This is a genomic window from Chloracidobacterium sp. (assembly GCA_016720705.1).
Taxonomy (GTDB): Bacteria; Acidobacteriota; Blastocatellia; order Pyrinomonadales; family Pyrinomonadaceae; genus OLB17.
On the sequence record JADKKB010000007.1, the window covers coordinates 1,653,889 to 1,677,586 of the forward strand.

Consider the following 23,698-nt stretch of genomic DNA (forward strand, 5'->3'; position numbering starts at 1 on the left):
AATTATTTGTGAGAGGACAAAATATTATGAAAAGAAATCTACTTAAAACACTTCTATTGGGTGCAATATTTGGTGCTGCGGCAATGATTATGCCGACTGACATCATTGGCCAGGGTCAATTGCGATACCAAATTCGTTATTCAAAGGCTGATGTTAGCCGAATTATTTCCAAACTCGAAGAAAGCAGTAACACATTTCGACGTGACTTTGATCGTGCGATGGATCGAAGCAACCTGAACGGGACGAGCACCGAGGATCGCTACAACGGCAACGTTCGCGATTACGAAAACTCACTCGATCGGCTTCGCCGTGCATTTGACCGCAACAATTCGTGGTGGGACACCCGCAACGATGTATCAAATGTCCTTAGCTCAGCACAGACTGTCAACACAATGATGAACAGCATTTCGTTCCGCCGCAATCTTGAACGGCAGTGGACCAATATGCGTAATGATCTCAATACACTCGCTGACACCTACGATATGCCTGGCCTTGAGGGCGGTGGCTGGAATGGCGGCGGCGTCTGGGGCGGCGTCTGGGGCGGCGGCAACGTCAGCAATCCCCCCAACTGGGCTCAGGGAACATTTTATGGAACAGGTCCTGACGGTTCGCAAATCACCCTCACGATCGATGGGCAGGGTTATGTCACCGCAGTGATCGGCGGCAATAGTAGCCGCGGCACATATTATCGCGGATCGCTGTATATCAACGGTGCGAGTTCGTCCGTGAGCCAGTCCGGCAACGGTATTCGTACAACCCGCAATGACAATCGCGAGGTCATCAACTATTCACGCAATAGTTCGGGTGGCAACTGGGGCAACAACGGTGGTAATAACGGCGGCAACTGGGGCAACAACGGAAGGGTCAGCACTCCGCCGAGTTGGGCCGTGGGAACGTTTTATGGAACAGGTCCTGACGGTTCGCAGATCGCTCTGACGATCGATGGCCAGGGATATGTAAATGCAACCGTTGGCGGCAACTCAAATCGCGGAACCTATTACAACGGCACCATTAACATCAACGGAGCAAATTCACGTGTCAGCAAGTGGGGCAACGGCATCCGAACCACCAGGAGCGATAACCGCGAGGTCATCAACTATACACGCAATAACACCGGTGGTAACTGGGGCAACAACGGCATCGGCGTTGGTAACCGTCCAACGAGTTGGGCCATTGGCACTTTCAATGCTAGAAACCCGCAGAGCGGCGGAACGATCTTCCTGACGATCACTTCCGACGGTCAGGTCACCGTTAATATGGACGGTAATATGTCATACGGTACGATGAGCGGAAGCACGCTTACTATCAATGGCATTTCGTCAACGGTCACCAGGGATGGCAATGGCATTCGGACCACCCGCAATGACAACGGGGAGCGGATCGACTATCGTCGCAACTAATACCTAGTCAGACGGACAAAAAAAGTGGCTCTGATCACCTAAATGGATCAGAGCCGCTTAATATTTTGGTACCGGAGGTCGGAGTCGAACCGACATGAGCGTTAAGCTCGTCAGATTTTGAGTCTGGTGCGTATACCAATTTCGCCACTCCGGCAGCGAACTTTAGATAATAAGGCGCAAGCGACCGAAGGTCAAGACCCCGCCCAGTCTTCCGCTCGGAATTTAAGAGATCAAGCTCTGATCTCGGCGATGCGTCGCCGGATCTGGGCCGAATGTCTGGCCCGGTGGCCACCGAGTAATACTAACCACTCCGCCGCTGAAAGGTCGCCAAAGAACGGATGTGGAAACTTGTGCGTGACCGAGTCAACGCTCTCAAACAATGGCCGCATTTCGTTTAGAGCACTTGCTATCTCCTCGATCGCCGCCATTGAATCAGCAATAGATCTCCCGCCGACAGGGTGAACCATCTCCGGCGCTTCGACCTTGATCCCGGCGATCTGAACCGATTTATCTACAAATTCACTGCTGAGAGAGACATTGCCATTTGACGGTAGCCCGTCAGCCTGTGCTTTAGACAATAGACGCGAGCAGATCTTTGTCATACCGCCGTCAACCATCGCCACGTGCTCGACTATCTCGGCGATCGTCCATTTCTGATCTTTGGCCGGTGCCGATGCCTCGTCATCCGAGATATCGGATACAAGTTCACGAAAATTCGTTAGAATTTGTTCATTGGCGGCGTATACGTCCGCGATCGAGTTAAATTGCATATATGTTCTACTTGTTCGCTACAGACTGTGCTGAGAGTGCCAGACGGTGCCAACGCGAAAAGCTGGTGACGTTGTCGGCCTCATTCTTCAAACGCCGGATGTACGCTGTTTTAAGGTAAAGCAGGTCGTCTGACGGCCATTCGAGTTCGATTATCGGATTGTACGAGACGAGGAGTTTCTCATCCGGCAGTGTCGTGAGCGGTTGATCCGGTGCGGGCGTCGCCGTCGGTGCTGCATTTGCGTCCGAGTTTGTATTTGCGGCTTGCCCGACACGCTGTTGCTCGCGATCATAGGCCTGCGACGAGATAAGTAATTGATTCCTGAGCGGGATCGCCGCTTGAGTCGGTGCTGTCCCGCCGGCGTCGTAAACGCGAACCTGAGTTTCGAACGCGATCGCGATCTTTGCCGAATTCGGCGACCAGACGGGCCGAACAGCGGTCAGGTTGTCGTCGAGTCGGCGTTCACGTCCATTTTTCTCGATCACCCGAAGCCGGCCTTGCGGGACCAGCATCTCACCCTTGCCGTCCGCGATTATCTCGAGTTGGCGCCAGTCACGCTTGGTGGCAGCAAGTGCCGCGAGCATTGTGCTGTCCGGCGACCAAACATAGTAAAAGTAGATCAGGCCTTCGTTCTGAGTAATGGGCTTTAGACTCGCACCTTCGGAGTCACAAATGTATATCTGCTCCGTTCGAAAGGTAAGTATGCCGGTGGGCGATGCCGGTGTCGCGACCGGTGCGGCGGTCGGCATTGGCGTTGCTTCAGGATCCGGATTTGTCGCCGTCGCACCCGGAGAAGCAGTATCGGCATTCGGGTCGAGCGGCAGCGGTCCCGTAGCCCTCAGCATTGCGACAAAGGCGACTGACATTGAGTCAGGTGACCAGACGATCGTATCCGGAAAGTGCACGGCCATCGTCTCAGGCGTTACTTTTTTGAGCAGTTTGCCTTCGGCCGAGTACATATCCAACCGGACCTCCGACATTTGATCCATCACATTTCGATAAACGGCCAAGACACGCTTTTTGTCCGGCGAGGTGATGGTTCGATCCAGTTGTTCCTGAGTGCGTGTCGCGTCAAAGTCGGCTTGCACCGCCGCATTTTTTTCTTCGGCGGCTTGTCCGGGGTTGGCGGCCGCCGGGGCGGGCACATCAGCTTCGTAACGATAATTTAGCCGCACGGCCGGCAGTTCACGCATTGCCGGAGTCGCCTGGTTAGCGTTCTTAAACAGATCGCGGTCACAGGCGGATGCCGAGAGGGTGACGGCAATAGCTGCGATCAAAGTTATTTGAGATAGACGCATCTTATTTGAGCTCAGCATTGAGATAGTCGTGATATAGCTTTTTCTGCAATTCGGTCGGTTCACCTACTTTGTCAAAGCTGTATTCCATACGCATATTACGACCGAGCGTAAAACTGACTTCACGCAACTTGTCGAAACGAAATATCGTCAACTTAACGACCTCGCCCGGCTTTTTATCCGCGATGTAGCTCTGCACAAGATTCTGGCTCGCGCGATAGCCATCAATGGCTAGAACTTGATCGCCGGTGTTCAGTCCCTGATCAAATGCGGGCGTTCCAACCGGCACCGAGCGGATCGTCAGTCTTCCGGCCTCCTCTGCCATATCGGCACCGATATATGCCTTGCCGGCATTAGCGGGCCGCACCGTCATCTGCAGCCCGAGGCCGCTTACGATCGAGTTGTAATCGATCTCGTCAGTACCGCGGACGTACTTTGCAAAGAAATCATCGAGTCCCTTTCCGGCCATTGTTTCAGCGACTTTTTCGAATTCGGCCGGAGTATAGTTACGGCTCTTTTTATAAAATTCGTTGTAGAGGTGACGCAGTACGTCATCAAGTGATCTCGTCCCGCCCGATGATGAGCGGATCACGATGTCGAGCATCATATTGACGAGCTCGCCCTTATCGTAATAGGAGATCTGACTGTTAACGGCATTTTCGTCCGGCCTATAATACTTGATCCACGCGTCAAAGCTTGAATCCTCTAGGCTTTGTTCAAAACGTCCGGGTCGATCCTGCAGTTGCTGAATGCCGGATGCCCGGCCGCCGAGAAAGTCGTTTTCGGTGATCAGTCCGGCACGGCGTAGCAAAAGATTCGAGTAGTACTCGGTGCCGCCCTCAGCGACCCACAAAAGCTTCGTGTAATTCTCATTTTCGTAATCAAACGGCCCGAGAGCGTCCGGCCTGATCCGTTTTACATTGAAAGCGTGAAAATACTCGTGGGCGACAAGACCCAAAAAGCCGTTATAACGGGCCTTGGGCTTAAATCCGAAGCGGTTCACCTGCAACGCGGTGGAATTAAGATGCTCGAGGCCGCCGCCGCCGCGAAGATTAACTATAAATGTGTAATCGTTGTAGGGGAGTTCGCCAAATATTTTGTATGCTTCTTCGACGATCTTGGCGGTGTCGGCAGCCATCTTTTTCAGATCGTAATTGCCGTCGCCGGTTACGACAAAGCGATGCGGCTTGCCTTGAACGGTAAACGATATTTCCTTGAAATTGCTGACCTCAAATGGAGAATCGTAAAGAACGTCAAAATTTTCTGCCTTAAAAGAATTGTCTCGTCCCTCGACCCGCGGCAATCCTGTCGCGACCTTCCAGTCGCCATAAGGTGCAACTGTGACGGTCGACGAAGCTTTGAGCTGATCCTTTACAAAAAACAGAAGCGCCGAATTATTCCAAAACGCGTGCTCGTCATTCAACTCATTTGTACGTACGGTCAGTTCATTAGCGTAAACGCGGTATTTCGCGACGATTTCCTTGCTTCCTTTCGTCTCCACTTGCCAGGTGTTCTTGTTGATCTTTTTCCAACCGAGCACGGCATTTGCTGCGTTAATCGACTCAAAATCCTGTACGTGACGTGCAAATTCGCGCACGAGGTAACTGCCGGGCGTCCAAACGGGCAATTTTAGCTCCAGCAACTCCGGCATCTGCTGCCACTTGACTGACATCTCGACCTCTAGATAGTGCGACGACGGTTTGGACATCGAAACTTTGTAGTCGATCTCAGGGGTTGTCGGTGTGGCGGCGACAGTTGGAGTCAACGATCGTTTTGGACGCTTTTTTTGAGCAGGCGATGTCTGGTACATAGTAAAGATCACGGCCGCGATCAACAATATTATAGCTTTCGAAGTACGTTTTTTTTGCATTACTTTGGCAATATCGTCCAAGATGTTAAGGTTATTTTTCTTGATATCTTACAATAATTTCGATATTCAATCAGTTTAGGCTTTAAGTTTCGACAGTACAATGGACCAGCAGCCATCAAACGACCCCACCGCCGCGGCAAGTAGCGAAAAATTCGTCACAACGCCGTTGGTGATCATTTTTATAACTATCTTCATCGACCTGATCGGCTTTGGAATGGTTATCCCGCTTCTGCCGTATTATGCCGAAACCGCCCCGTTCAACGCCACGCCGTTTGAGATCGGTATGCTGTTTTCGGTTTATTCCTGGATGCAGTTCTTTTTCTCACCGATCCTCGGCCGACTCTCTGATAGATACGGACGCCGGCCGATATTGTTTATGAGTTTGATGGGTTCCGCCGTGGGCTACTTTGTACTAGGGATCGCGGGAACTCTGACTGTAGTCTTTGTCGGCCGTATCTTGGGCGGTATTACGGGCGGCAGCATCTCGACGGCTCAGGCGTATATTGCGGACGTGACGTCGAAAGAAAATAGGGCAAAAGGAATGGGTCTTTTCGGTGCGGCATTCGGACTCGGGTTCATTTTGGGCCCGGCGATCGCCGGTATTTTAAGTAAATACGGTGTACAAGTTCCATTCTTTTTTGCGGCTGCTCTGTCGCTGTGCAACGCGATCGCCCTCTTATTCATATTGCCGGAGTCGGTAAAGTTCGACGCTGCAAGAGTGATAAAGAAGAGTAAAAATCGTTTCGTTGAGATCTTCGAGTCCTTTGGGGAAAATAAGTTTGGGCTGATCAATCTGATCTATTTCCTGCTTGTTACGGCGTTTTCGATAATGACGTATGCCTTTGTACTCTTTACAATGTTCCGCTTTCACTTTGATGCTGAGCAAAACGGATACCTGTTTGCGTACGTTGGGCTAATATCGATCGTCGGCCAGGGGTTTCTGTTTGGGCGTTTTGTAAAGAAGTTTGGCGAATCACGCCTTGTGGCATTCGGATGCGTCACTATGGCGTTGAGCCTGGTCGCTTTTCCGTTCATTGGCCCAGAGTTTGGCGGCCTTGGCTTACTTCTCGTTGTAACGTCATTTCTGTCGCTCGGAAACGCAATGGCATCGCCCGCTCTTACGAGCCTTGCCTCAAAGATATCGGCTGAAAATGAACAGGGTAAGGCTCTGGGTATATTACAGTCGGGGGCGAGCCTTGCTCGTGCGATCGGGCCGACGATCGGCGGCGTACTGCTTAACAACTCGGTGAATCAGATCGACAACTCGACACTGATCCGAACATTCGGAACAGCGTCCGCGATAATGTTCGTCGCATTCATTGCAGCTCTTTATTTTACTAAGTTTGTGCGACCAGAGCCGGCGGTCTAGCTTACGGCTCGTTGCTCATTGATCCGCGAGATGGGAAACACGAGCTTGAATATAGTTCCCTGCCGATTCTCGCTCCGAACCTCGATCGAACCGGAGTGCTCCTGAACGATCCCGTACGAAACAGCGAGCCCGAGGCCGGTACCATTGCCGACACCCTTTGTCGTAAAGAAAGGATCAAATACCTTTTTCAGATTCTCTTCGGGAATACCCTCGCCCGTATCGACGACCTCGACAATTACGCAGTCCTGGTGATCGACAAAGGTCCGTAGTGTGATCGTTCCACCGGCACCATTCATAGCATCGCGTGCGTTCAAGATCAGGTTGGTAAATACCTGTTGGAGTTTGCCGCCGCTACCATTTATCGCGGGGAGTGAGTCGGAGTAGTCCTTGACCACCTCGACGCTGGTCTTTCGCAATTGCGGCTCAAGCAGTTGGAGCGTGTCATTTAAGAGTTTATTGAGCTGAATGTCCATAAACTCGGTCGTGCTGCCGGCCCTCGAAAAATTGAGTAGATTGCCCACGATATTTGATGCCCGGTCGGTCTGCCGCTGCATTTTTTGCAAAAGAGCGTGCTTCGGATCGGACTCGGGTATCATCCCCAACAACATCTGCGTGTAACTAGAAACACCGGTCAGCGGCGTATTAACCTCGTGGGCAACGCCCGCGGCCAGCAATCCGATGCTTGAGAGCTTCTCGCTTTGCTGCAAGGTCTCCTCAAGCTTAACCCTCGACGAAACATTTTCGAGTACGATGATCGCTCCGGTTTGCTTATTGGAAACCGAACGGAGCGGAGCGACCGCGACATTCAGGATCAGCGAACGTCCGGCGGCGTCAAACGTGTGCAGCTTATAGGCGTTGCGTATTTCGGTAAGGTGCCAGCGGGATTTGCCTAAGATCATTTCCAGATTAAGGGCAAAACTAGCATCAAAAATGTCTTCGACCGCGCGGCCGACCACATCTTCGCGGCCGCGACCGATCATCTCCTCAAATGTCGAGTTGCAGCGGATGATCCTGCCGGCTTCGTCTACCGCCAGCAGTCCGACGTTAACTGACTCAACGATCGACTCGTTAAACTCTTTGAGCAGTGCGAGTTCCTCGGCGTGTTTATGCTGTTCTTCGTACAAGCGGCTGTTATCGACCGCGACGGCAATGTAACCGGAAACTGTGCGAAGGATCTCGAGGTCTTCGGACGAAAGCAACGAGCCGTCGCTTGCCCGCCCAAGCCCGATCACCGCAACCATCTTGCCTCGGGCGACGCAAGGAACAAAGTAGTGAAGCTCTTGGCGGACGATATATGACGAATGCCCGTTGCCATTGCCGTTAACGCTTTCCAGATCGATCTCTTGGCGCTCAAGTTCATCGGCACGGACGATTCCCTTACCGGCAGATTTTTGCCGTATCATCGCTCGAAACTCCGCCGGGATCTTGTACTCCTCGCTCAGGCCGACGGCCTTGGCCAATCGGTAGTGAGATTCGACAGTCTCGTCCTCGAGAAAAACCGCGACTTTCTGAACATCCAAAACCTGTTTGAGCCTATCGATCAGTGCCTCAAGCAACGGGTCAAGTGCGGTAGTCGCGGAGAGCGTTTTGCCAAAATCAAGCAGGCCCTGCCGTAGGTCGTATCGTTCACCGTAAAAGAATCTGTCAGCCCGCTCCTGTAGAAACTTTTTGAGCGGTTCGCTGATGAGTACAATGGCTCCCATTGCAATGATCGCGATCAATGCACGCAATGTGATCTCTGTCGTTGACAAGTTGTTGCCAACGGCGAGAAAGACCAGTCCGAGTGCGACCGCACCGATCATCATAGCGATCGCGACCGTCGTCAATGCGTAAACCAGTGCACGCCGCACGACGACATCGACGTCCATCAAGCGGTACCGTACAACCGAATGTCCGAAACTCAGAGGAATCAGCGCCAGCGGCAGCGTTGTCAGTGCCGTTGCAAAATTGTCGTCAGCGATCTGGACGCCAAAGCGTGAGATGAGCTGAACAACTATGATCGGGATCACGGCGGCTACCGTACCCCACATCGCCCATTTCAGACGTTGCCGAACGTCGATCTGCTTATTCTTGAAGAATCGCCAGATCAAAAATCCTGCCCCGATCGAGACACCCGCGACAAAATGAAAAAATAAAAAGCGATATGCATTTCCAAACAAATTCACGCTGTCGCTAACCTTTGCCATCACCTCCGCCAGCGATGATTGTACGAATAGCGCCGGTATCAGCGAGAAAATGAAAAGCAGTAACGAGACGACGGTCGCCGGAACGTACAGCGCGTACGTCTTCCACCTTTGGTCGTCGAAAACCTTGCTTCGTACCGGATATCGAATACAAAAATGCAGGAATAATGGGACAAAGAGCGCAAATGCCAGATCATCGAGCAGTCCGACACCAAGGTCGAGGTCCTGTCCGGTGCCGATCGGCCGATATACGTGAAAAACAAATGCGGTTAAACAGACGGTGGCAAAATGGAGAACGAACGGCGACTGACTACCCTGTTTGAAAAGCACAAAAACGCCAACGCCCAACCAAAAAACGCCGACGATGGATAGAAATACTATCGACGGCGTCCAACGGAGCACCGAGTCAATATGTCGTAGATCAGCAAAGTAGAAACTGTCGGACGCAGTATATGAAGGTCTTTGATAAAAATAGGTTAGATTACCGTCAACGCCTGCCGCATCGAGATACATCTGCACGTCGGCTATGGATGTGATCTCCTCGGTATTGTCCGATGCGTCGAGTCCGATGCCGATGAGTTTGTCGCCAACCGCAATGCCGGCGCGTGAGCCGGCAAACTCCGCCTTAACACCTTGTGCGTAGATGCCGCCATCACGATTTACCCACGTGACGCCATCGGTCGGCGGTAGCTTTTGAAAGCCGCGTTGGGAGAGATTTAACAAGCCGCCCGCCACTAGCAGGACTGCGGAAAGAAGCCATATAAGGCTCCAACTTGTAAGGACTTTTCCCTTCATCGACGTTCAGTAAACTTCACCAAATGATTGTTAACGCAATCCTTGTTCCACTCGGACACTGCCCACATAGGTGCAAAAAAACTGCTAAACCGTTGATTTACACCCGTTTTCAGGTATTTCTGCGTCAAATTGACTGACGGCAATCTACAGTTTTTTGCTAAAGTATCCAAGATTTTGGACAAGCAAAAAGCCAGTAGAAAATGAACGCTACACCCGGAAATGCCTTTCCAAAGTGAACTACTCATCCCCTCGCTGGCTCAAATCCTAAAATCTGACCAATATGCCGCCGCGGAGCATCCGCCGTTGACTATTGATCCGAAGCGATCCCATATCACTCGAAATAGTATTTTGCAGATCGAATAAATTTCGAGCATCGACTATCGCTTCGGCCCGAAACGGCAGCCCTAGATTCGGTAGATTTTGCGTTACCATCACGCTCAAGCCCGGATCGTAGATCGCCAACTGACCCTTGAATGGATCAATCGCGAAGACCGTGGCTTGCGAGGAAAGGCGATAGACGGTCTTGAGGCTCGTGCCCGTCTTCAGATCTGCGGCAACCTGACCAAAAAACGACTGGAATACCGCATTTTGGAATATCTCAGACGGGTCGCTTATCCCAACCGAAGATAACTGCTGACCCTGGCCGATCGAATAACCGACCGCCGTACTCCATACTCCACTCAAACGGCGATTGTAGACCAATCTGACACCTTGCGAACGTCCCTGCTGATCGGCGACGATGCCGGCAAAGGACTGGTTGCCCAACGTGTCGAATGCAACGCTGTTGAGACCAACACCGCGGCCGAAAGTGGTATCGACGAAGGCGTTGGCTTCGAGCGTCGACCGATTGTCCAATACGCGTTCGATACCAAATTCCAAGCGGTTGCTGCGGTTCATTCTTGGTTTGCCGTTCTCGATCACCAGATCGTCTACCGAGACCGGATCGCGGAATATCACCGACGCACCCTCTAGGTCGACCGCTCGTGCCCAGGTTCGATCCTCGGTTTGGGTCGTAAATGCGGTGCGGACGCGAGTTTTAGGATTTACGTCAAACTGCAGTCCGAACCGCGGCGATATCGAAAAGTCATCTCCCGCACCGACAAAGCGTGAATAGTCGAGCCCAAAGACAAATATTACGCCTTCACGGACTTTCCACTCGTCTAGTGTCTGAAACGACGCCTGGCCCAAGTGCTTGCCAGAACCCGTCGAAACAAACGAGCCCAGATCAGTATATGATCCGCTCACTCGGACCTGATGGTCGGGATTTGGTCGAAACTTAAACTCGGTTTCGATCCGGAGCGGCGAAACTTTCCCGGTGCCGATCTGACCGGCGACGATTATCTCAGCGTCGGCATTGATCGGCACAAGTGTCGCAAAATTGACTCCACCAAATGCACCTTTTCGGGATTGGCCAAAATAACTCTCAACGACTGATTGGCCGCCCGGTGTATTAGAACGATCGTCGGCGGACGCATCTGTGTCCGCGTCTGCTGTGGCATCCTCATCGACTGGTGCATTTCCTTCGCGATTTTGATAGATCGATCGTTGACTCTGTGAAGCCCGGATCCGCCATTTCGAACTGTTTCGATCTAGCCGTTTCTCCGGAAGGGTGTTTCCCGCTCCCGCGCGCTCGAGTCTAAATCCATAGACGACATCGGTCGTTCGATTGACCTGAACGTCTGACAATGTAACCGGATTAAAACCTTGAGCCACGGCTAGAACGGTGTACGTGCCGGGCATTATTTTGGCAAGAAAACTGCCGTCAGTCGTCGATTTAACTTGTTTTAGCAGTTTTGACGTGCCGAGGCGAAATATCGCGACCGTCGCATCGGCGATCGGGGATCCGCCATTATCGCGCACGACCCCGCGGATCGTTCCCAGATCCCTCGCCGACTGAAAACTCTCGACTTCCGCAGCGTCGACCGACGCAGCATTCGCAATTATCGCGAGCGCCGCGACTGATACCGCCGTCAAAAATGATCTGAGTTTTCTAGTAAAGCTCATATCGAAATGCTATTCCAAGCAATTCAGGTATTTTGTTCGCAAAACGCAACAGTGTCAAGCATTCAGACTGTTAGCCCAAGATCGTTAAGATGCTCTATGCCTTGACAAAGTTTGCCCGTAGGCTAGAATAAAAAGGTGCTCGCGGGCATCAACGGAGACGTGGCTGAGCGGCTGAAAGCGGCGGTTTGCTAAATCGTTGTAGTCTTAAAAACTACCACAGGTTCGAATCCTGTCGTCTCCGCCATATTTATTATAGAAAAGGCTGTTCTGGTTTTTGCGACCGGAAGGCCTTTTTTATTTTCGTCTACGAGCATACACTCACAATGTCCGGACCCACTTAATTGAACGAGGGATCTCAATATGTTCATAGAGTTTCACGCTACTTTTCTTGACGCACACGCTCTCACCAATATGTTTACCTTGGACGCGACCGCGACCTGGGCAGAAAAGATAATCCGCCCGATCATCGTCTACGCGGCGCTCGTGATAATGCTTCGTGTATTTGGCAAACGAGAACTTGCTCAACTCAACCCGTTTGATCTCGTTGTCATCCTCTCACTCTCCAATACGGTTCAGAATGCGATCATCGGGCCCGATAATTCGCTCGTCGGCGGCATTGTCGGTGCGATCGCATTGCTTGCGATCAACTTCTTATTTTCGCGAATGAAATACGCGTCGAAGACGATCGAGGCAGCGGCCGAGGGCGTCCCGGTCGCTCTTATTCAGAATGGTGTGAAAGACGCGGTTCAAATGAAGCGTGAGCTGATAACCGAACGCGACCTTGAGATCATCGCCCATCAAAAAGGTTTCGATGATCCCAATGACATCGAAAAGTTGGTGATCGACCCGAACGGCTCTTTTCTGATCGACGGCAAAGATGGGATCCGTGACGAAAAATTTAAGAAAGAGGTCTTAAGGAAGATCGCCAATTTGTCAGATCAATTGACCAAACTTAATTCGGCTCTTCAAAAAGGCTGATATCCGACAGATCCTAACTTTGCGTTCTCTGCGTCTTTGCGTGAAACTATTTTGTTATGACAGTACGTGTTAGATTTGCCCCGAGCCCGACCGGCTACCTTCATATTGGCTCCGCAAGGACAGCCCTTTTTAATTACTTGTACGCACGCCATACGGGCGGCAAGTTTCTGCTCCGAATCGAGGACACTGACCTCGCACGCTCGACCGAGGAATCGACCCGCTCGATCCTCGACGGCCTGGCGTGGCTCGGTTTTGCACCGGACGAAGAGATAGTTTTCCAATCGAATAATGCTGATAAGCACCGTGAGATCGCAAAACGCCTACTCGCCGAGGGCAAAGCTTATCGTGATTTTACCCCGAGGGAAGCGCCGACCGACGCTAACGTAAAAGACGCCATCAAGGAACGCGCCCGCTTGCAGGGCGGCGACAAAAATATGAGGGATAATCCGTATCGCGATCTTTCGGCCAAAGAAAGCGATGCGAGAGCGGACGCCGGCGAGCCTTTTGCCATACGCCTCAAAGTGCCGTACGAGGGCAAGACATCGTTCGAAGACGCTGTTTATGGTCAACAGGAACGAGCCTACGCCGAGACCGAAGACCTCGTTTTGCTGCGAAGTGACGGCCACCCGCTTTATAATCTCGCTGTCGTTTGCGATGACATCGAGATGGCGATCACGCACGTCATTCGCGGGCAGGATCATCTGACGAACGCTCATAAGCAAGTTCTGATCTATGAAGCTCTCGGCGTGGCACCACCAATATTTGCTCATCTTCCGCTGATAATGGCACCGAACAAGGGCAAGTTGTCAAAACGAAAGCACGGCGAGGTCGTTTCGATGACAACATATCGCGACGCCGGATTTTTGGCGGAGGCATTTCGCAATTTTCTGGCTCTGCTCGGTTGGTCTGCGGGCGAAGAGCAAGAGATATATTCGCTCGACGAACTCATTGCAAAATTTTCGCTCGACGGCATTCACCGTTCAAACGCCGTATTCAATTTTAGTGCTGATGATCCGCGGAAATGGACCGATGACAAGGCTCAGTGGATGAACGCAGAATATATCCGCACCATGCCGCTCGAGTCACTGCTGCCGTTCGTCAAGGCGGAATTAAAGTCCGCCAAACTATGGCGTGAGGAATACGAACCCGAAGGCCGGGCCCTGACCGGAACAGTTTCCTCTGTCCACTCTCAAAAGTTTGAGCAGAAGACCGAGATCGCGGACCGTCCCGAGAATATCGCTATCGATCTGCCCGAGATCGGCTCGTATGATTGGTACGTGAGCACCGTCGATCTGATCCGTTCGCGATTCTTTACGCTCAAAGATTTTTCGACGCAGGGCCGCGCATATTTCAGCGAGGATTTTGATTTTGACCCGGCGGCTGTCGCGAAGAACCTGACCAAATTCCCCAATCTTCAAACCTGGCTGCCGGAACTCGCCGACCGTTTTGAAGCCGAATTTGCTTCGTCAGACGGGTTGGTAAAGGCCTTCACCGAAGCTAATATTGAAATCGTCGTCAAAGCCTTCACCGAAGAAAAAGGCACAAAACTCGGCGTTATAATGAACGGCGCCCGAACACTCTTGACCGGCGTCGCCGTCGGCCCGTCGATGCTGGCCGTTTTCGAAATCATCGGTTTGCAGAAGGCGATCGTTCGGTTGAGAAGTAGAATTGCGTGGAATTAGCGCCGGAATATAGTGCAACTATCCCATTTCAGCGGAGTGAAAATGATTGTGGTGCTTATTTCCCCTTAAATATCACAAATAAGTACCGGAGGAGCCTAAAGATGAAATGTAAGTTAGTCTTGGTTTCCTCGTTTTTGATATTTGCGTTTTCCTTAGGCATTAACGCTCAAAATAACCCGGCTTTAGATGCATACAATAACTGGAAGAGCGCAGCATCGGCCAAAATTAACGGCGACATCGGAACTCACTATGCCTTGATCTCAACTACGCAACGCCTCAGTGAGCAATCAGCAATCATTCATTTTTTATCGGTAGGAAAACTTCCGAAACTTGAGCTAGAGGTAACGCCTTTATTCATCACCCGCGGAACGGATGGTCAAGTTATCAACACCATACGAGGTGAAAAAGCGGTTGCGACACAAGCCCTCGATAATTCGACCAAATTGAAGGACCCTAAAGCGGAATTAACCATAACGATCCCTGTCGGTATTGCCCACAACGCACTCGAAGTAAACTGGAACATCGATGTAGATGGCAAAAAGGCCACATATTCTCTAACACTTCCACTTGAAAACGAACAGTTGACAAGTGTCCTCGGCATAATACTCTAAACCTCTACCAGCACTGCGAGGTGCCCATTGTGTCCGGCAGGTTGTTTTGAGGTATCGGGTTCGATCGCTGAGAGCGGGAGCCCTGATCGACATTCATTTGTCCCGTTAAATGATTTTTCCTTAGTAATCTCTGTTATTATACCTAATAGGTACTAATAAATAGGAGTGACACAAAATGGAAGACGAAAAGAAAAAGTTGACCTCCGTTTCAGGCAGACCGATAGCCGAAAATCAAAATGCAAAAACAGCCGGACGAAAAGGGCCAATGTTGTTAGAAGACTTTTGGTTTCTTGAGAAATTGGCTCACTTTGACCGCGAAGTAATTCCCGAGCGAAGAATGCATGCGAAAGGTTCGGGAGCTTTCGGCACATTTACCGTTACACACGACATCACCAAATATACCAAGGCAAAAATATTCTCTGAGATCGGTAAAAAAACAGATCTTTTTGTTCGCTTTTCAACTGTCGCCGGCGAGCGCGGTGCAGCTGATGCCGAACGAGATATTCGGGGATTTGCTGTCAAATTCTATACCGAAGAAGGTAATTGGGATCTGGCAGGAAACAATACGCCCGTATTCTTTCTGAAAGATCCTTATAAGTTTCCTGACCTTAACAAAGCCGTAAAGCGTGACCCGAAGACTAATCTTCGGAGTGCAAATCACAACTGGGATTTCTGGACACTTTTACCCGAGGCACTTCATCAAATTACCATCGTGATGAGCGATCGAGGTATTCCTAAAACGTACAGACATATGCACGGTTTCGGGAGCCACACCTTTAGTTTGATCAATGCTAACAATGAAAGATATTGGGTGAAATTTCATTTTAGATGTGAGCAGGGAATCGAAAATTTGACCAATGCAGAGGCTGCAGAGATCATCGCAAGAGATCGGGAAAGTAATCAGCGGGATCTATTTACTGCGATCGAAAATGGCGATTTCCCGAAATGGAAATTAATGGTTCAGATCATGCCGGAAGCAGATGCCAAGACATATCGTTTTGACCCATTCGATCTGACTAAAGTCTGGCCGCACGGAGACTATCCGTTGATGGATGTTGGCGTTATGGAGCTAAACAGAAATCCGGAAAACTATTTTGCAGATGTTGAGCAGGCTGCGTTTAATCCTGCCAACGTAGTTCCGGGGATTGGTTTTTCTCCGGATCGAATGTTGCAGGGGCGTCTGTTCTCTTATGGTGATGCCCAGCGTTATCGACTCGGCGTAAATCACTATCAGATCCCGGTAAATGAGCCTAAGTGTCCGTACCACAATTTTCACCGTGATGGTGCTATGCGTGTAGACGGAAATGAAGGGTCGACCATTCACTATGAACCAAATAGTTATGGACAATGGCAGGAGCAAAAGGAGTTTGTCGAACCGCCTTTAGAGTTAGAAGGAGCGGCGTTTCATTACGACCACCGCGAGGACGGCGACTATTATACTCAACCGGGCAACCTGTTTAGGCTAATGACCGCTGAGCAACAACAAGTCCTGTTTGAAAACACCGCTGGCGAAGTTGGCGGAGCTGAAAGGTTCATCCAGGAACGACATATTTCAAATTGCTATAAAGCAGATCCGGAATACGGAAAGGGTGTTGCCAACGCCTTAGGCATAAATATCAACGACATTAGTTTGTAAGGATCTGGTGTCAAATGATAGGGGTTTACCGGATAAGGGGGAGACTATGAAGGGATTCAAAACCAATATAGAAAAAGATACTTTAGCAAACAAGAACTTTAGGAAAGTTCTGTACACCTCGGCTCATTCCCAGCTTGTGCTTATGAGTTTGAAGCCGAAAGAGGAGATCGGGCTTGAAACGCATCCGGAAAACGACCAATTCTTCAGATTTGAGGCTGGCCGCGGCCGTGTCGAGATCGATGGCAACAAGTACATTGTCAAGGACGGCGATGCTGTCGTGATCCCGGCGGGTGCCAAACACAATGTCATCAACACCTCGGCTACCGACGAGTTGAAGATGTACACGATCTATTCGCCGCCGCATCACAAGGACCAGATCGTACGCAAAACCAAAGAAGAGGCAGAGGCGAACGACGAAGAGTTTGACGGCAAGACCACCGAAAAATTGCCTAGGAAGAAGTAGGGCGGCAGTCTAACCTAGACTTCGATGGTGCGTCGCTTCACGGGTGATGACAGTACGATAGTTGTCGTGGTAATACCGTAGGGCGTCAGTCGGTCGATCATCTCCTGCAGATGTTCGACCGACCGAACGGCGACTTTCATAATAAACGAATCGCCACCAGTGCCGCGATGGCATTCGAGTACCTCACTTGAGTCTTGAGCGACCTCGATTATGTGGCTGTAATCGACGCCGGTGATGCTCATCCGCACAAACGCGGTGATCGGCAACCCGACTGTTGCCGTATCGATCTCGGCACGATAGCCCGTTATGATGCCTGCGTCTTGCAGTTTGTGCACGCGTTCGATCACGGCTGGCGTGGTCAGACCTACACGGCGACCGAGTTCGGCAAAACTGATCCGAGCGTCTTCCTGTAACTCCCAAAGTATCTTGCGATCGATGTCATCTATCATAGTTATATAGAATGTTTGCTAAGCCAATATACATTGTAAAGCGGCAAAGACCATTTTACTTATTATCTAAGGTAATTGTGATGCAATTACTAATGAATGTCATTCAATTATTAGATCGAATCCATTAGAATAGCTTATTCGCAGATAACCGAACCATTCCCGCAAGCATCGTAGATATCACAGGAGCTGCCGTAACTATGCTGACAGATACTATTTCGCCCGTCGTCGCCGATATCGAACTTGAGAATTTTCGCGTTTCGGACGAGGACCTACCTGAGTTTTGCGATCTGAAATTCGAGAATATCAATGAACTGCATATCGACCATCCGGGTGCGAATGACGCCGGATATCGTGAGCGCCGCGACTACATCGCAAGTTGCGCCAAGAGCTTTCGCGAGACGGGCGAGATAACGGACGTTGACTACAACCCCCGCGAACAGCGTGTCTGGCGGTACGTCGCCGAGGAACTCGAGGAACTGCAGCAGCAGTACGCCTCGCCATTTTACCTACGGGCTAAGAAGGATCTCGGCATCGGAACCGACCAAATACCTCAGTTGTCGGAAATGAACCGACGTCTGAAGGAACTGACCGGATTTCGCCTTGCACCGATCGAAGGACTGGTCGAAACTCGCGGATTCCTTTCGTGGCTCTCGTACCGCGTTATGCTCTGCACGCAGTACATTCGCCACCATTCGCAACCCGCATACACGCCCGAGCCGGACATCGTCCACGAAGCTATCGGTCATATCCCAATGTTTACGAATCCGGATTTTGCTGATTTTTCGCAGTTCATCGGCCACGGAGCACGTATCGCGACGGATGAGCAGCTCGAACAACTCGGCCGCCTATACTGGTTCACCGTCGAATTTGGCCTCGTCGAACACGAGGGCGATATCAAGGCATACGGCGCCGGTCTATTATCAAGCTTTGGCGAACTGGAGCACGCCTTTAGTGACCGCGTGGAACGGCGCCCGTTCGACCTCGTGCAGGTGATCAACCACGAATATAACTACAGCGATATGCAACCAGTGTTGTACGTCGTTCCGTCATACGCGGAGTTGAAAGACGTCACGAGGAAATATATTGAGGGCTTTGGAAAATAATTAAGTTGTCTTATCGGACAACATTGAATATAATTATTTATGAGCGAAGAAGTGAGAAAAGTCGTTCTATTCAAACGGTACTTTGATGAATTCTTTGACAAACAACCCCGTAAAGTCCAACAGAAATTGTACTGGTCGATCAAGATCTTGCGAACTATTGAAGATATACCGCGAAACCATTTGAAAGCACTAACGGGTACAGACGGGCTGATGGAAATGCGGACGCAGTTTGGCGGGAATATTTATCGCACATTTTGTTTCTTTGACGAAGGAAAAGTAGTCGTGCTGATGAACGGCTTTTAAAAGAAAACGCAAAAGACTCCGCAATATGAGATCGATCGTGCATTAAGGATCAGAGAGGAATATTATGCTGAAAAAGGGTGACATTAGAACGCTTGATGAGTTTGCCGATGAGAAATTCGGAAAGGTCGGCACGCCCGGACGAGACCAAGTCGAACAAGGGTTTGAGGAATTCAAACTCGGCTTTATGATCCAGGAAGCCCGCAGGAAGAAAGGGTTGACCCAACAGGAACTAGCAGATAAATGTGGTACGAACAAGGCTTATATTTCACGTGTGGAGAACGATATTAAAGACGTCCGGCTTTCAACGCTCAGAAAGATCATCGAAACGGGACTGGGTGGCGAGTTGGAATTGGCTATAAAGCTTTAGCTTTGCGAAGGGTCAGTGATGTCTGAAAATGTCATATAAGTCTTGTTCACGAGATTTCCCCGAATGGCAGATAGCCACGCGAACGAGGCTCAAAAGTAAGAAATGCAACTTGAAGATTTTGCTATCTTTGCCTTCATACCAATTTTGCTAACTCCAATAGCTTCGATCTATTTAAGTTTAAGGTGGTTGAAATGGGAAGCTGAGAAATGGAGGTTTACTAATGAGTAGCGAAAGCCAAATGGCAGAACTTGCCAAACGCAAAAATGTATCGCGCTCCTATCTTAGATCTCTCTCGCCTGAGGCCAAGATCGCCGAGCTTATCAAGCTGCAAGAGCGATATTACGAAATGCTTTCGATACGTGAAGCAAACGGAGGCAAACCGATTCCAACTAAATGGAAGAAATGGTACGTTGCTCGGTATGGATGATCTATCAGAACCACTTTTCAAGACAAATGTAGTGTCTTATCTGAAACGGACAATTTTGATCGCGGTTTGTTTGGCGATTTTGGCTGTGCCATTCGCGATTGCACAGGAGAATGATGACGACGACCCGTTGTTAGTCAGAGTTGACGGAAAAATTGGATACATAGACCGGAGCGGCAAAATCGTTATCGAACCTCAGTTTGAGCAGGCAAACGAATTCAAATACGGTTTGGCTCCGGTTAGCGTTGGTAACAAATGGGGGTTTATTGATCGACGAGGAGAATTTGCTATCGATCCCATTTTTGATTGGATCTATTGGACCGGATTCAATGAGGGCATTTGTCCTGCCGGCATAAATGGTAAGAAAGGTGGCATTGACATAAACGGAAAATTTGTTATTGAGCCAAAATATGAAATGGCTCTTAAATTTGCTGACGGATTGATGCCAGTGCAATTAACTAAAGCCGAGGGCGACTATTTTGAGAAATGGATTTACGTCGATGCAAAGGGGCAACAATCGATCGATAAAGAATTCTTTCATGCGGGTTCCTTTGTCGAGGGTCGTACTTTTGTAAGTGTTGGTTTTGATGAGTGGGCGTTGATAGACAAGAGCGGAAAGGAAGTTACTAAGCGACACTTCGATAGCAATGATCCTTGGAATGTTTTTGCCGAGGGACTTACGGCCGTAAAAGTGAAAAAGAAGTGGGGATATATAGACCGCTCCGGCAAATTCATTATAAAACCTAGATTCGACAATGCCGACAATTTTTCTGAGGGTTTGGCGGTCGTTACCGTTGGGTGTTATGACGGTTATATCGACAAAAGTGGGAAGTTTGTCATCCCGCCCAGGTTTGAAACCGCTGGGAAATTTTCGGGCGGCTTAGCCGCAGTTGCTCCTGAAGGCGATATACCGTGGAGCCACAAATTTGAGATTAAAGGAAAGTCGTATGCAATGTGTGGGGCGGGCCTGGGTTCAAACGCGCCACAAGGTTATATCGACAAAACAGGACGAATGGTCATAGAACCAAAATTCGGTCGTGGTTTTCCGTTCTCGAATGGAATCGCAATGGTCTCGTTTGACGAACCGCCCGACGTTCTCCTGGCGATAGGTAAAAGAGGCTACATTGACCGAACAGGCAATTATATTTGGCAGCCAACAAAGTAATATTAGAAGAAACACATTATGACAACACAAAATCCATTAGGGCTAAAGAAGATACATCACGTTGAGTTTTACGTTGGGAATGCGAAGCAGGCGGAGTTTTATTACCGCAAGGCATTCGGGTTTTCGCGGGCGGCGTATTCGGGGCTTGAGACCGGTAATCGTGAGACGACTAGCTATCTGATGCGGCAGTCGAATATCAACTTTTTACTCACAACACCGCTCTCGCCGGAGCATCCGGCGGCGGAGCATATCAAGGTGCACGGCGACGGCGTTCGCGATATTGCGTTTTACGTCGAGGACGCCGATCACGCATTTAACGAGGCCGTAAAACGCGGAGCGACGCCCGTAACTGAGCCGCACGATATGACGGACGAGAATGGCTCGATCCGCCACGCTGCGATCGCGACCTATGGCGACACGATACACTCATTCATCTCGTATAACACGGACAACGGTCACAATTACAACGGTGTTTTCCTTCCCGGATTCACTGCTCAGGATGTCGCGGGCTCACCGACCGGCATAATGCTGGTCGATCACATCGTGGGCAACGTCGAGCTGGGCAAGATGACCCACTGGTGCGACTTTTACCGCGATGTGATGGGCTTTTTCCGCTATATCACGTTCGACGATAACGACATCTCGACCGAATATTCGTCATTGATGTCGATCGTTATGTCGGACGGCCAGCATAATATCAAGTTTCCGATCAACGAGCCGGCATCGGGCAAGGGCGGCAAATCGCAGATCCAGGAGTACATCGATTTTTATCGTTCGGCAGGCGCCCAGCATATCGCATTGCTATGTCGGGACGTTCGAGCGACGGTCACAACACTTCAGGAGAATGGCGTTGAATTCCTGACCATACCTGACTCGTATTACGATGATTTGCTGGATCGTGTCGGCCCCATCGACGAAGACCTCGAAAGCCTCAAGAAACTCGGCATCCTCGTTGACCGCGACGACGAAGGCTACCTGCTCCAGATATTCACAAAGCCCGTCGAGGATCGTCCGACTGTGTTCTACGAGATTCTGCAACGAAAGGGCTGCAAAGGCTTTGGCAAGGGCAACTTCAAGGCATTGTTCGTCTCGATCGAGGAAGAGCAGAGGCGACGGGGAAATTTGTGATACTTAAATATGAAAGTTCGGACTTTGATCCGCTGGTCGACATCTTTTGCTCGAACATTCCCAGGTATTTCGTACTATAGGAATAGCCGGTATTTTGAGAGGTTCGCGCAGAATAGGCCTAATTATATTCGGTGATAGGGCTCGATAATTTCAAAATGAGGTTAGACAGTAAAATATGAATATATTGAACAAACGTATTCTGTCGTTAATTGCAATCGTTCTTTTTGTGTGCTTGGCTACACAGGCCCAGCCGCCGGAATTCAAAAGGACGGCCGACCCGAATTATAGTCCCGACGGCAAGTTCATTGTCTATTCGGCAAGTATCTCGAAAGGGAGCGATGAGGTTTCAAAAGGTCTGAGCATAATGTCGGCCGATGGCACGAAGATCAAGTCCTTGACGCCAAATGTTAATGATCTGTTTGACGGATTCCCTGCATTCAGCCCGGATGGCAAGCGGATCGTTTTTCTGCGTGGCATCGGAAAAGCTTACCCCGATGTTTGGGTGATAAATTCTGATGGAAGCGGGCTGAAACAGCTGACAAAAACCAAGGAGAATGAACTCCGGCCTGAATTCAATCACGATGGTACTGGTGTGGTTTTCGTTAGGAATGTTTCTCGAAGCTGGAGTAGTGAATATGGTTCACTCCACTCGATCGACCTCACTTCGTTTACAGAGCAGCAGATCTTAGCTAGCGATTATCAGGTCACGCATGCAGTACCGACCTCGCGAGGTTTGTACTTAGTCGCAATGGCTAAGTTTGACGCGACCGGAAAACCAGATCGTGCGGCAAAGGGAAATCAGATCACGCTTGTCAGCCCGACCGGCGAAGTCAGCCCGAAAGCTCCGGTCGCCCTACCTGATGGCAATCCTATTATCACTCGAATTCAGACTACACGTGTCGGCGAATTCAAGATCTACGCCACCGGCGACGGGAAATGGCCCGAGCGTGTCGCATTCCTTATTACCCCAAAAATCGTCGAGAAACTAGAGGATTGCGAATGCTCAATGTCGCCCGATGGTGCAAAGTTGATCACATCGGGTAACGGATCGATGATTAACGTAAAAGGTATTCGAGAAGCACGAGGCGTTACTATCGGAACAAAATAATGGAGCTGAAATACCATACCGGTTTCGGCAACGGGTTTGGTAAAGGCAACTTAAAGGCGTTATTTGTTTCTATTGTAGAAGAGCAGCGACGGCGGGGAAATTTGTAGCTAAAGGGAGGGAAATGCTAACAGTAAAATTCTTGATTGTGATCATCGTGACGATTGTTGGATCAGCATGCGGCTTGACATCGCTTGTTTCCAATTCTCAACAAATCCAGCCGGGCCGCGATCGATCGGTCCTACTTCCTGCGGAGAAGGCAAAGGATCTAATAAAGCAATGCTCGCGCAAGAGCCCTGGATTTACGGCCACGTGGGACCCGACCGCCGTAGATATTGCAAAGATGGAGGCAAATTTTAATAAGATCGTCGGCCTCAACTCTGACCTGCAAGACTTCTATATGCAGTATGTCGGATTAGTTGTGGACGGAAAGAAAGTTATCTATATTAATGCCTTTAAGGACGAATCTTCTTCGCAATCGAATTGGAAAACAATTCCAACAATAGTTTGCGATGGCGGGGAATCATTTTGGGGAATTCTATTTGACGTCCAAAAAGGAGAATTTTTTGATTTAACCTTCAATGGAGGGCCTTAAACAA

The 23,698-nt window shown here is 50.0% G+C and carries 20 protein-coding genes, 2 tRNA genes and 1 pseudogene; 16 read left to right on the forward strand and 7 right to left on the reverse strand.

Annotation, left to right across the window (positions count from 1 at the left end):
* Positions 1 to 26 precede the first annotated feature (26 nt).
* Positions 27 to 1,400 carry a hypothetical protein gene (locus IPQ00_14575; protein MBL0241788.1) on the forward strand — a complete coding sequence of 458 codons (1,374 nt, stop codon included), beginning with the start codon at positions 27 to 29 and terminating at the stop codon, positions 1,398 to 1,400.
* 66 nt (positions 1,401 to 1,466) lie between these two features.
* On the opposite strand, the gene IPQ00_14580 is transcribed toward IPQ00_14575, so the two are convergent.
* The 4 genes from IPQ00_14580 to IPQ00_14595 form a co-directional block, all read right to left on the reverse strand.
* Positions 1,467 to 1,554 (reverse strand) — tRNA-Leu (locus tag IPQ00_14580).
* A gap of 76 nt (positions 1,555 to 1,630) precedes the next feature.
* Positions 1,631 to 2,170 carry a DinB family protein gene (locus IPQ00_14585; protein ID MBL0241789.1) on the reverse strand — a complete coding sequence of 180 codons (540 nt, stop codon included), beginning with the start codon at positions 2,168 to 2,170 and terminating at the stop codon, positions 1,631 to 1,633.
* A 7-nt stretch (positions 2,171 to 2,177) separates the two neighbouring features.
* Entirely contained in the window at positions 2,178 to 3,485 is a 1,308-nt protein-coding gene (locus IPQ00_14590; protein MBL0241790.1) for a hypothetical protein, read from the reverse strand.
* On the reverse strand, positions 3,469 to 5,334 hold the full coding sequence (locus tag IPQ00_14595) for a M61 family metallopeptidase (GenBank protein ID MBL0241791.1): 1,866 nt from the start codon (positions 5,332 to 5,334) through the stop codon (positions 3,469 to 3,471). The genes IPQ00_14590 and IPQ00_14595 overlap by 17 nt, the downstream gene beginning before the upstream one ends.
* Before the next feature lie 100 nt (positions 5,335 to 5,434).
* Between IPQ00_14595 and IPQ00_14600 the strand changes: the two genes are divergently transcribed.
* Positions 5,435 to 6,703 carry an MFS transporter gene (locus tag IPQ00_14600; GenBank protein ID MBL0241792.1) on the forward strand — a complete coding sequence of 423 codons (1,269 nt, stop codon included), beginning with the start codon at positions 5,435 to 5,437 and terminating at the stop codon, positions 6,701 to 6,703.
* Here IPQ00_14600 and IPQ00_14605 read toward each other — a convergent pair.
* Both IPQ00_14605 and IPQ00_14610 read right to left on the reverse strand, forming a co-directional pair.
* Positions 6,700 to 9,681 carry a PAS domain S-box protein gene (locus IPQ00_14605; GenBank protein MBL0241793.1) on the reverse strand — a complete coding sequence of 994 codons (2,982 nt, stop codon included), beginning with the start codon at positions 9,679 to 9,681 and terminating at the stop codon, positions 6,700 to 6,702. The two genes, IPQ00_14600 and IPQ00_14605, sit on opposite strands and share 4 nt — an antisense overlap.
* Positions 9,682 to 9,945: 264 nt before the next feature.
* Positions 9,946 to 11,685, reverse strand: coding sequence for a carboxypeptidase regulatory-like domain-containing protein (locus tag IPQ00_14610; protein MBL0241794.1), 1,740 nt, complete (start codon positions 11,683 to 11,685; stop codon positions 9,946 to 9,948).
* 153 nt (positions 11,686 to 11,838) lie between these two features.
* On the opposite strand from IPQ00_14610, the gene IPQ00_14615 reads away from it, so the two are divergent.
* From IPQ00_14615 to IPQ00_14640, 6 genes are all read left to right on the forward strand, one after another.
* Positions 11,839 to 11,929 (forward strand) — tRNA-Ser (locus IPQ00_14615).
* A gap of 116 nt (positions 11,930 to 12,045) precedes the next feature.
* Complete coding sequence (locus IPQ00_14620) at positions 12,046 to 12,663, forward strand: DUF421 domain-containing protein (GenBank protein ID MBL0241795.1); 618 nt, start codon at positions 12,046 to 12,048, stop codon at positions 12,661 to 12,663.
* Positions 12,664 to 12,719: 56 nt separating this feature from the next.
* On the forward strand, positions 12,720 to 14,345 hold the full coding sequence (locus IPQ00_14625; protein ID MBL0241796.1) for a glutamate--tRNA ligase: 1,626 nt from the start codon (positions 12,720 to 12,722) through the stop codon (positions 14,343 to 14,345).
* Between the two features lie 101 nt (positions 14,346 to 14,446).
* Positions 14,447 to 14,956, forward strand: a complete 510-nt coding sequence (locus IPQ00_14630; GenBank protein MBL0241797.1) for a hypothetical protein — start codon at positions 14,447 to 14,449, stop codon at positions 14,954 to 14,956.
* Between the two features lie 175 nt (positions 14,957 to 15,131).
* On the forward strand, positions 15,132 to 16,592 hold the full coding sequence (locus IPQ00_14635; GenBank protein ID MBL0241798.1) for a catalase: 1,461 nt from the start codon (positions 15,132 to 15,134) through the stop codon (positions 16,590 to 16,592).
* 46 nt (positions 16,593 to 16,638) lie between these two features.
* Positions 16,639 to 17,055, forward strand: a complete 417-nt coding sequence (locus IPQ00_14640; protein ID MBL0241799.1) for a cupin domain-containing protein — start codon at positions 16,639 to 16,641, stop codon at positions 17,053 to 17,055.
* A 14-nt stretch (positions 17,056 to 17,069) separates the two neighbouring features.
* Here IPQ00_14640 and IPQ00_14645 read toward each other — a convergent pair whose 3' ends face one another.
* The gene (locus IPQ00_14645; protein MBL0241800.1) at positions 17,070 to 17,504 is read right to left on the reverse strand and encodes an Lrp/AsnC family transcriptional regulator; all 435 of its coding nucleotides are present in this window, start codon (positions 17,502 to 17,504) and stop codon (positions 17,070 to 17,072) included.
* 197 nt (positions 17,505 to 17,701) lie between these two features.
* On the opposite strand from IPQ00_14645, the gene IPQ00_14650 reads away from it, so the two are divergent.
* The 8 genes and pseudogenes from IPQ00_14650 to IPQ00_14685 all read left to right on the forward strand — a co-directional run bounded on the left by IPQ00_14650 (position 17,702) and on the right by IPQ00_14685 (position 23,694).
* Positions 17,702 to 18,607: a phenylalanine 4-monooxygenase gene (locus IPQ00_14650; GenBank protein ID MBL0241801.1), complete on the forward strand. Its 906-nt coding sequence runs from the start codon at positions 17,702 to 17,704 to the stop codon at positions 18,605 to 18,607.
* 39 nt (positions 18,608 to 18,646) lie between these two features.
* Positions 18,647 to 18,991: pseudogene (locus IPQ00_14655) on the forward strand (type II toxin-antitoxin system RelE/ParE family toxin).
* On the forward strand, positions 18,975 to 19,277 hold the full coding sequence (locus tag IPQ00_14660) for a helix-turn-helix transcriptional regulator (protein MBL0241802.1): 303 nt from the start codon (positions 18,975 to 18,977) through the stop codon (positions 19,275 to 19,277). The pseudogene IPQ00_14655 and the gene IPQ00_14660 overlap by 17 nt, the downstream one beginning before the upstream one ends.
* A gap of 220 nt (positions 19,278 to 19,497) precedes the next feature.
* A complete protein-coding gene (locus tag IPQ00_14665; protein MBL0241803.1) occupies positions 19,498 to 19,704 on the forward strand; it encodes a hypothetical protein in 207 nt (68 codons plus the stop codon).
* 85 nt (positions 19,705 to 19,789) lie between these two features.
* Positions 19,790 to 20,866, forward strand: coding sequence for a WG repeat-containing protein (locus IPQ00_14670; protein ID MBL0241804.1), 1,077 nt, complete (start codon positions 19,790 to 19,792; stop codon positions 20,864 to 20,866).
* Positions 20,867 to 20,884: 18 nt separating this feature from the next.
* Positions 20,885 to 21,994: a 4-hydroxyphenylpyruvate dioxygenase gene (gene hppD / locus IPQ00_14675; GenBank protein ID MBL0241805.1), complete on the forward strand. Its 1,110-nt coding sequence runs from the start codon at positions 20,885 to 20,887 to the stop codon at positions 21,992 to 21,994.
* A gap of 175 nt (positions 21,995 to 22,169) precedes the next feature.
* Complete coding sequence (locus tag IPQ00_14680; protein MBL0241806.1) at positions 22,170 to 23,102, forward strand: PD40 domain-containing protein; 933 nt, start codon at positions 22,170 to 22,172, stop codon at positions 23,100 to 23,102.
* Between the two features lie 121 nt (positions 23,103 to 23,223).
* Positions 23,224 to 23,694 (forward strand): hypothetical protein, encoded by a 471-nt coding sequence (locus IPQ00_14685; GenBank protein ID MBL0241807.1) that lies wholly within the window; start codon positions 23,224 to 23,226, stop codon positions 23,692 to 23,694.
* Positions 23,695 to 23,698 lie beyond the last annotated feature (4 nt).

Coding starts and splice junctions, on each gene's coding strand:
- IPQ00_14575 (MBL0241788.1), top strand. CDS start 27: ATGAAAAGAAATCTACTTAAAACACTTCTATTGGGTGCAATATTTGGT.
- IPQ00_14585 (MBL0241789.1), bottom strand. CDS start 2,170: ATGCAATTTAACTCGATCGCGGACGTATACGCCGCCAATGAACAAATT.
- IPQ00_14590 (MBL0241790.1), bottom strand. CDS start 3,485: ATGCTGAGCTCAAATAAGATGCGTCTATCTCAAATAACTTTGATCGCA.
- IPQ00_14595 (MBL0241791.1), bottom strand. CDS start 5,334: ATGCAAAAAAAACGTACTTCGAAAGCTATAATATTGTTGATCGCGGCC.
- IPQ00_14600 (MBL0241792.1), top strand. CDS start 5,435: ATGGACCAGCAGCCATCAAACGACCCCACCGCCGCGGCAAGTAGCGAA.
- IPQ00_14605 (MBL0241793.1), bottom strand. CDS start 9,681: ATGAAGGGAAAAGTCCTTACAAGTTGGAGCCTTATATGGCTTCTTTCC.
- IPQ00_14610 (MBL0241794.1), bottom strand. CDS start 11,685: ATGAGCTTTACTAGAAAACTCAGATCATTTTTGACGGCGGTATCAGTC.
- IPQ00_14620 (MBL0241795.1), top strand. CDS start 12,046: ATGTTCATAGAGTTTCACGCTACTTTTCTTGACGCACACGCTCTCACC.
- IPQ00_14625 (MBL0241796.1), top strand. CDS start 12,720: ATGACAGTACGTGTTAGATTTGCCCCGAGCCCGACCGGCTACCTTCAT.
- IPQ00_14630 (MBL0241797.1), top strand. CDS start 14,447: ATGAAATGTAAGTTAGTCTTGGTTTCCTCGTTTTTGATATTTGCGTTT.
- IPQ00_14635 (MBL0241798.1), top strand. CDS start 15,132: ATGGAAGACGAAAAGAAAAAGTTGACCTCCGTTTCAGGCAGACCGATA.
- IPQ00_14640 (MBL0241799.1), top strand. CDS start 16,639: ATGAAGGGATTCAAAACCAATATAGAAAAAGATACTTTAGCAAACAAG.
- IPQ00_14645 (MBL0241800.1), bottom strand. CDS start 17,504: ATGATAGATGACATCGATCGCAAGATACTTTGGGAGTTACAGGAAGAC.
- IPQ00_14650 (MBL0241801.1), top strand. CDS start 17,702: ATGCTGACAGATACTATTTCGCCCGTCGTCGCCGATATCGAACTTGAG.
- IPQ00_14660 (MBL0241802.1), top strand. CDS start 18,975: ATGCTGAAAAAGGGTGACATTAGAACGCTTGATGAGTTTGCCGATGAG.
- IPQ00_14665 (MBL0241803.1), top strand. CDS start 19,498: ATGAGTAGCGAAAGCCAAATGGCAGAACTTGCCAAACGCAAAAATGTA.
- hppD (MBL0241805.1), top strand. CDS start 20,885: ATGACAACACAAAATCCATTAGGGCTAAAGAAGATACATCACGTTGAG.
- IPQ00_14680 (MBL0241806.1), top strand. CDS start 22,170: ATGAATATATTGAACAAACGTATTCTGTCGTTAATTGCAATCGTTCTT.
- IPQ00_14685 (MBL0241807.1), top strand. CDS start 23,224: ATGCTAACAGTAAAATTCTTGATTGTGATCATCGTGACGATTGTTGGA.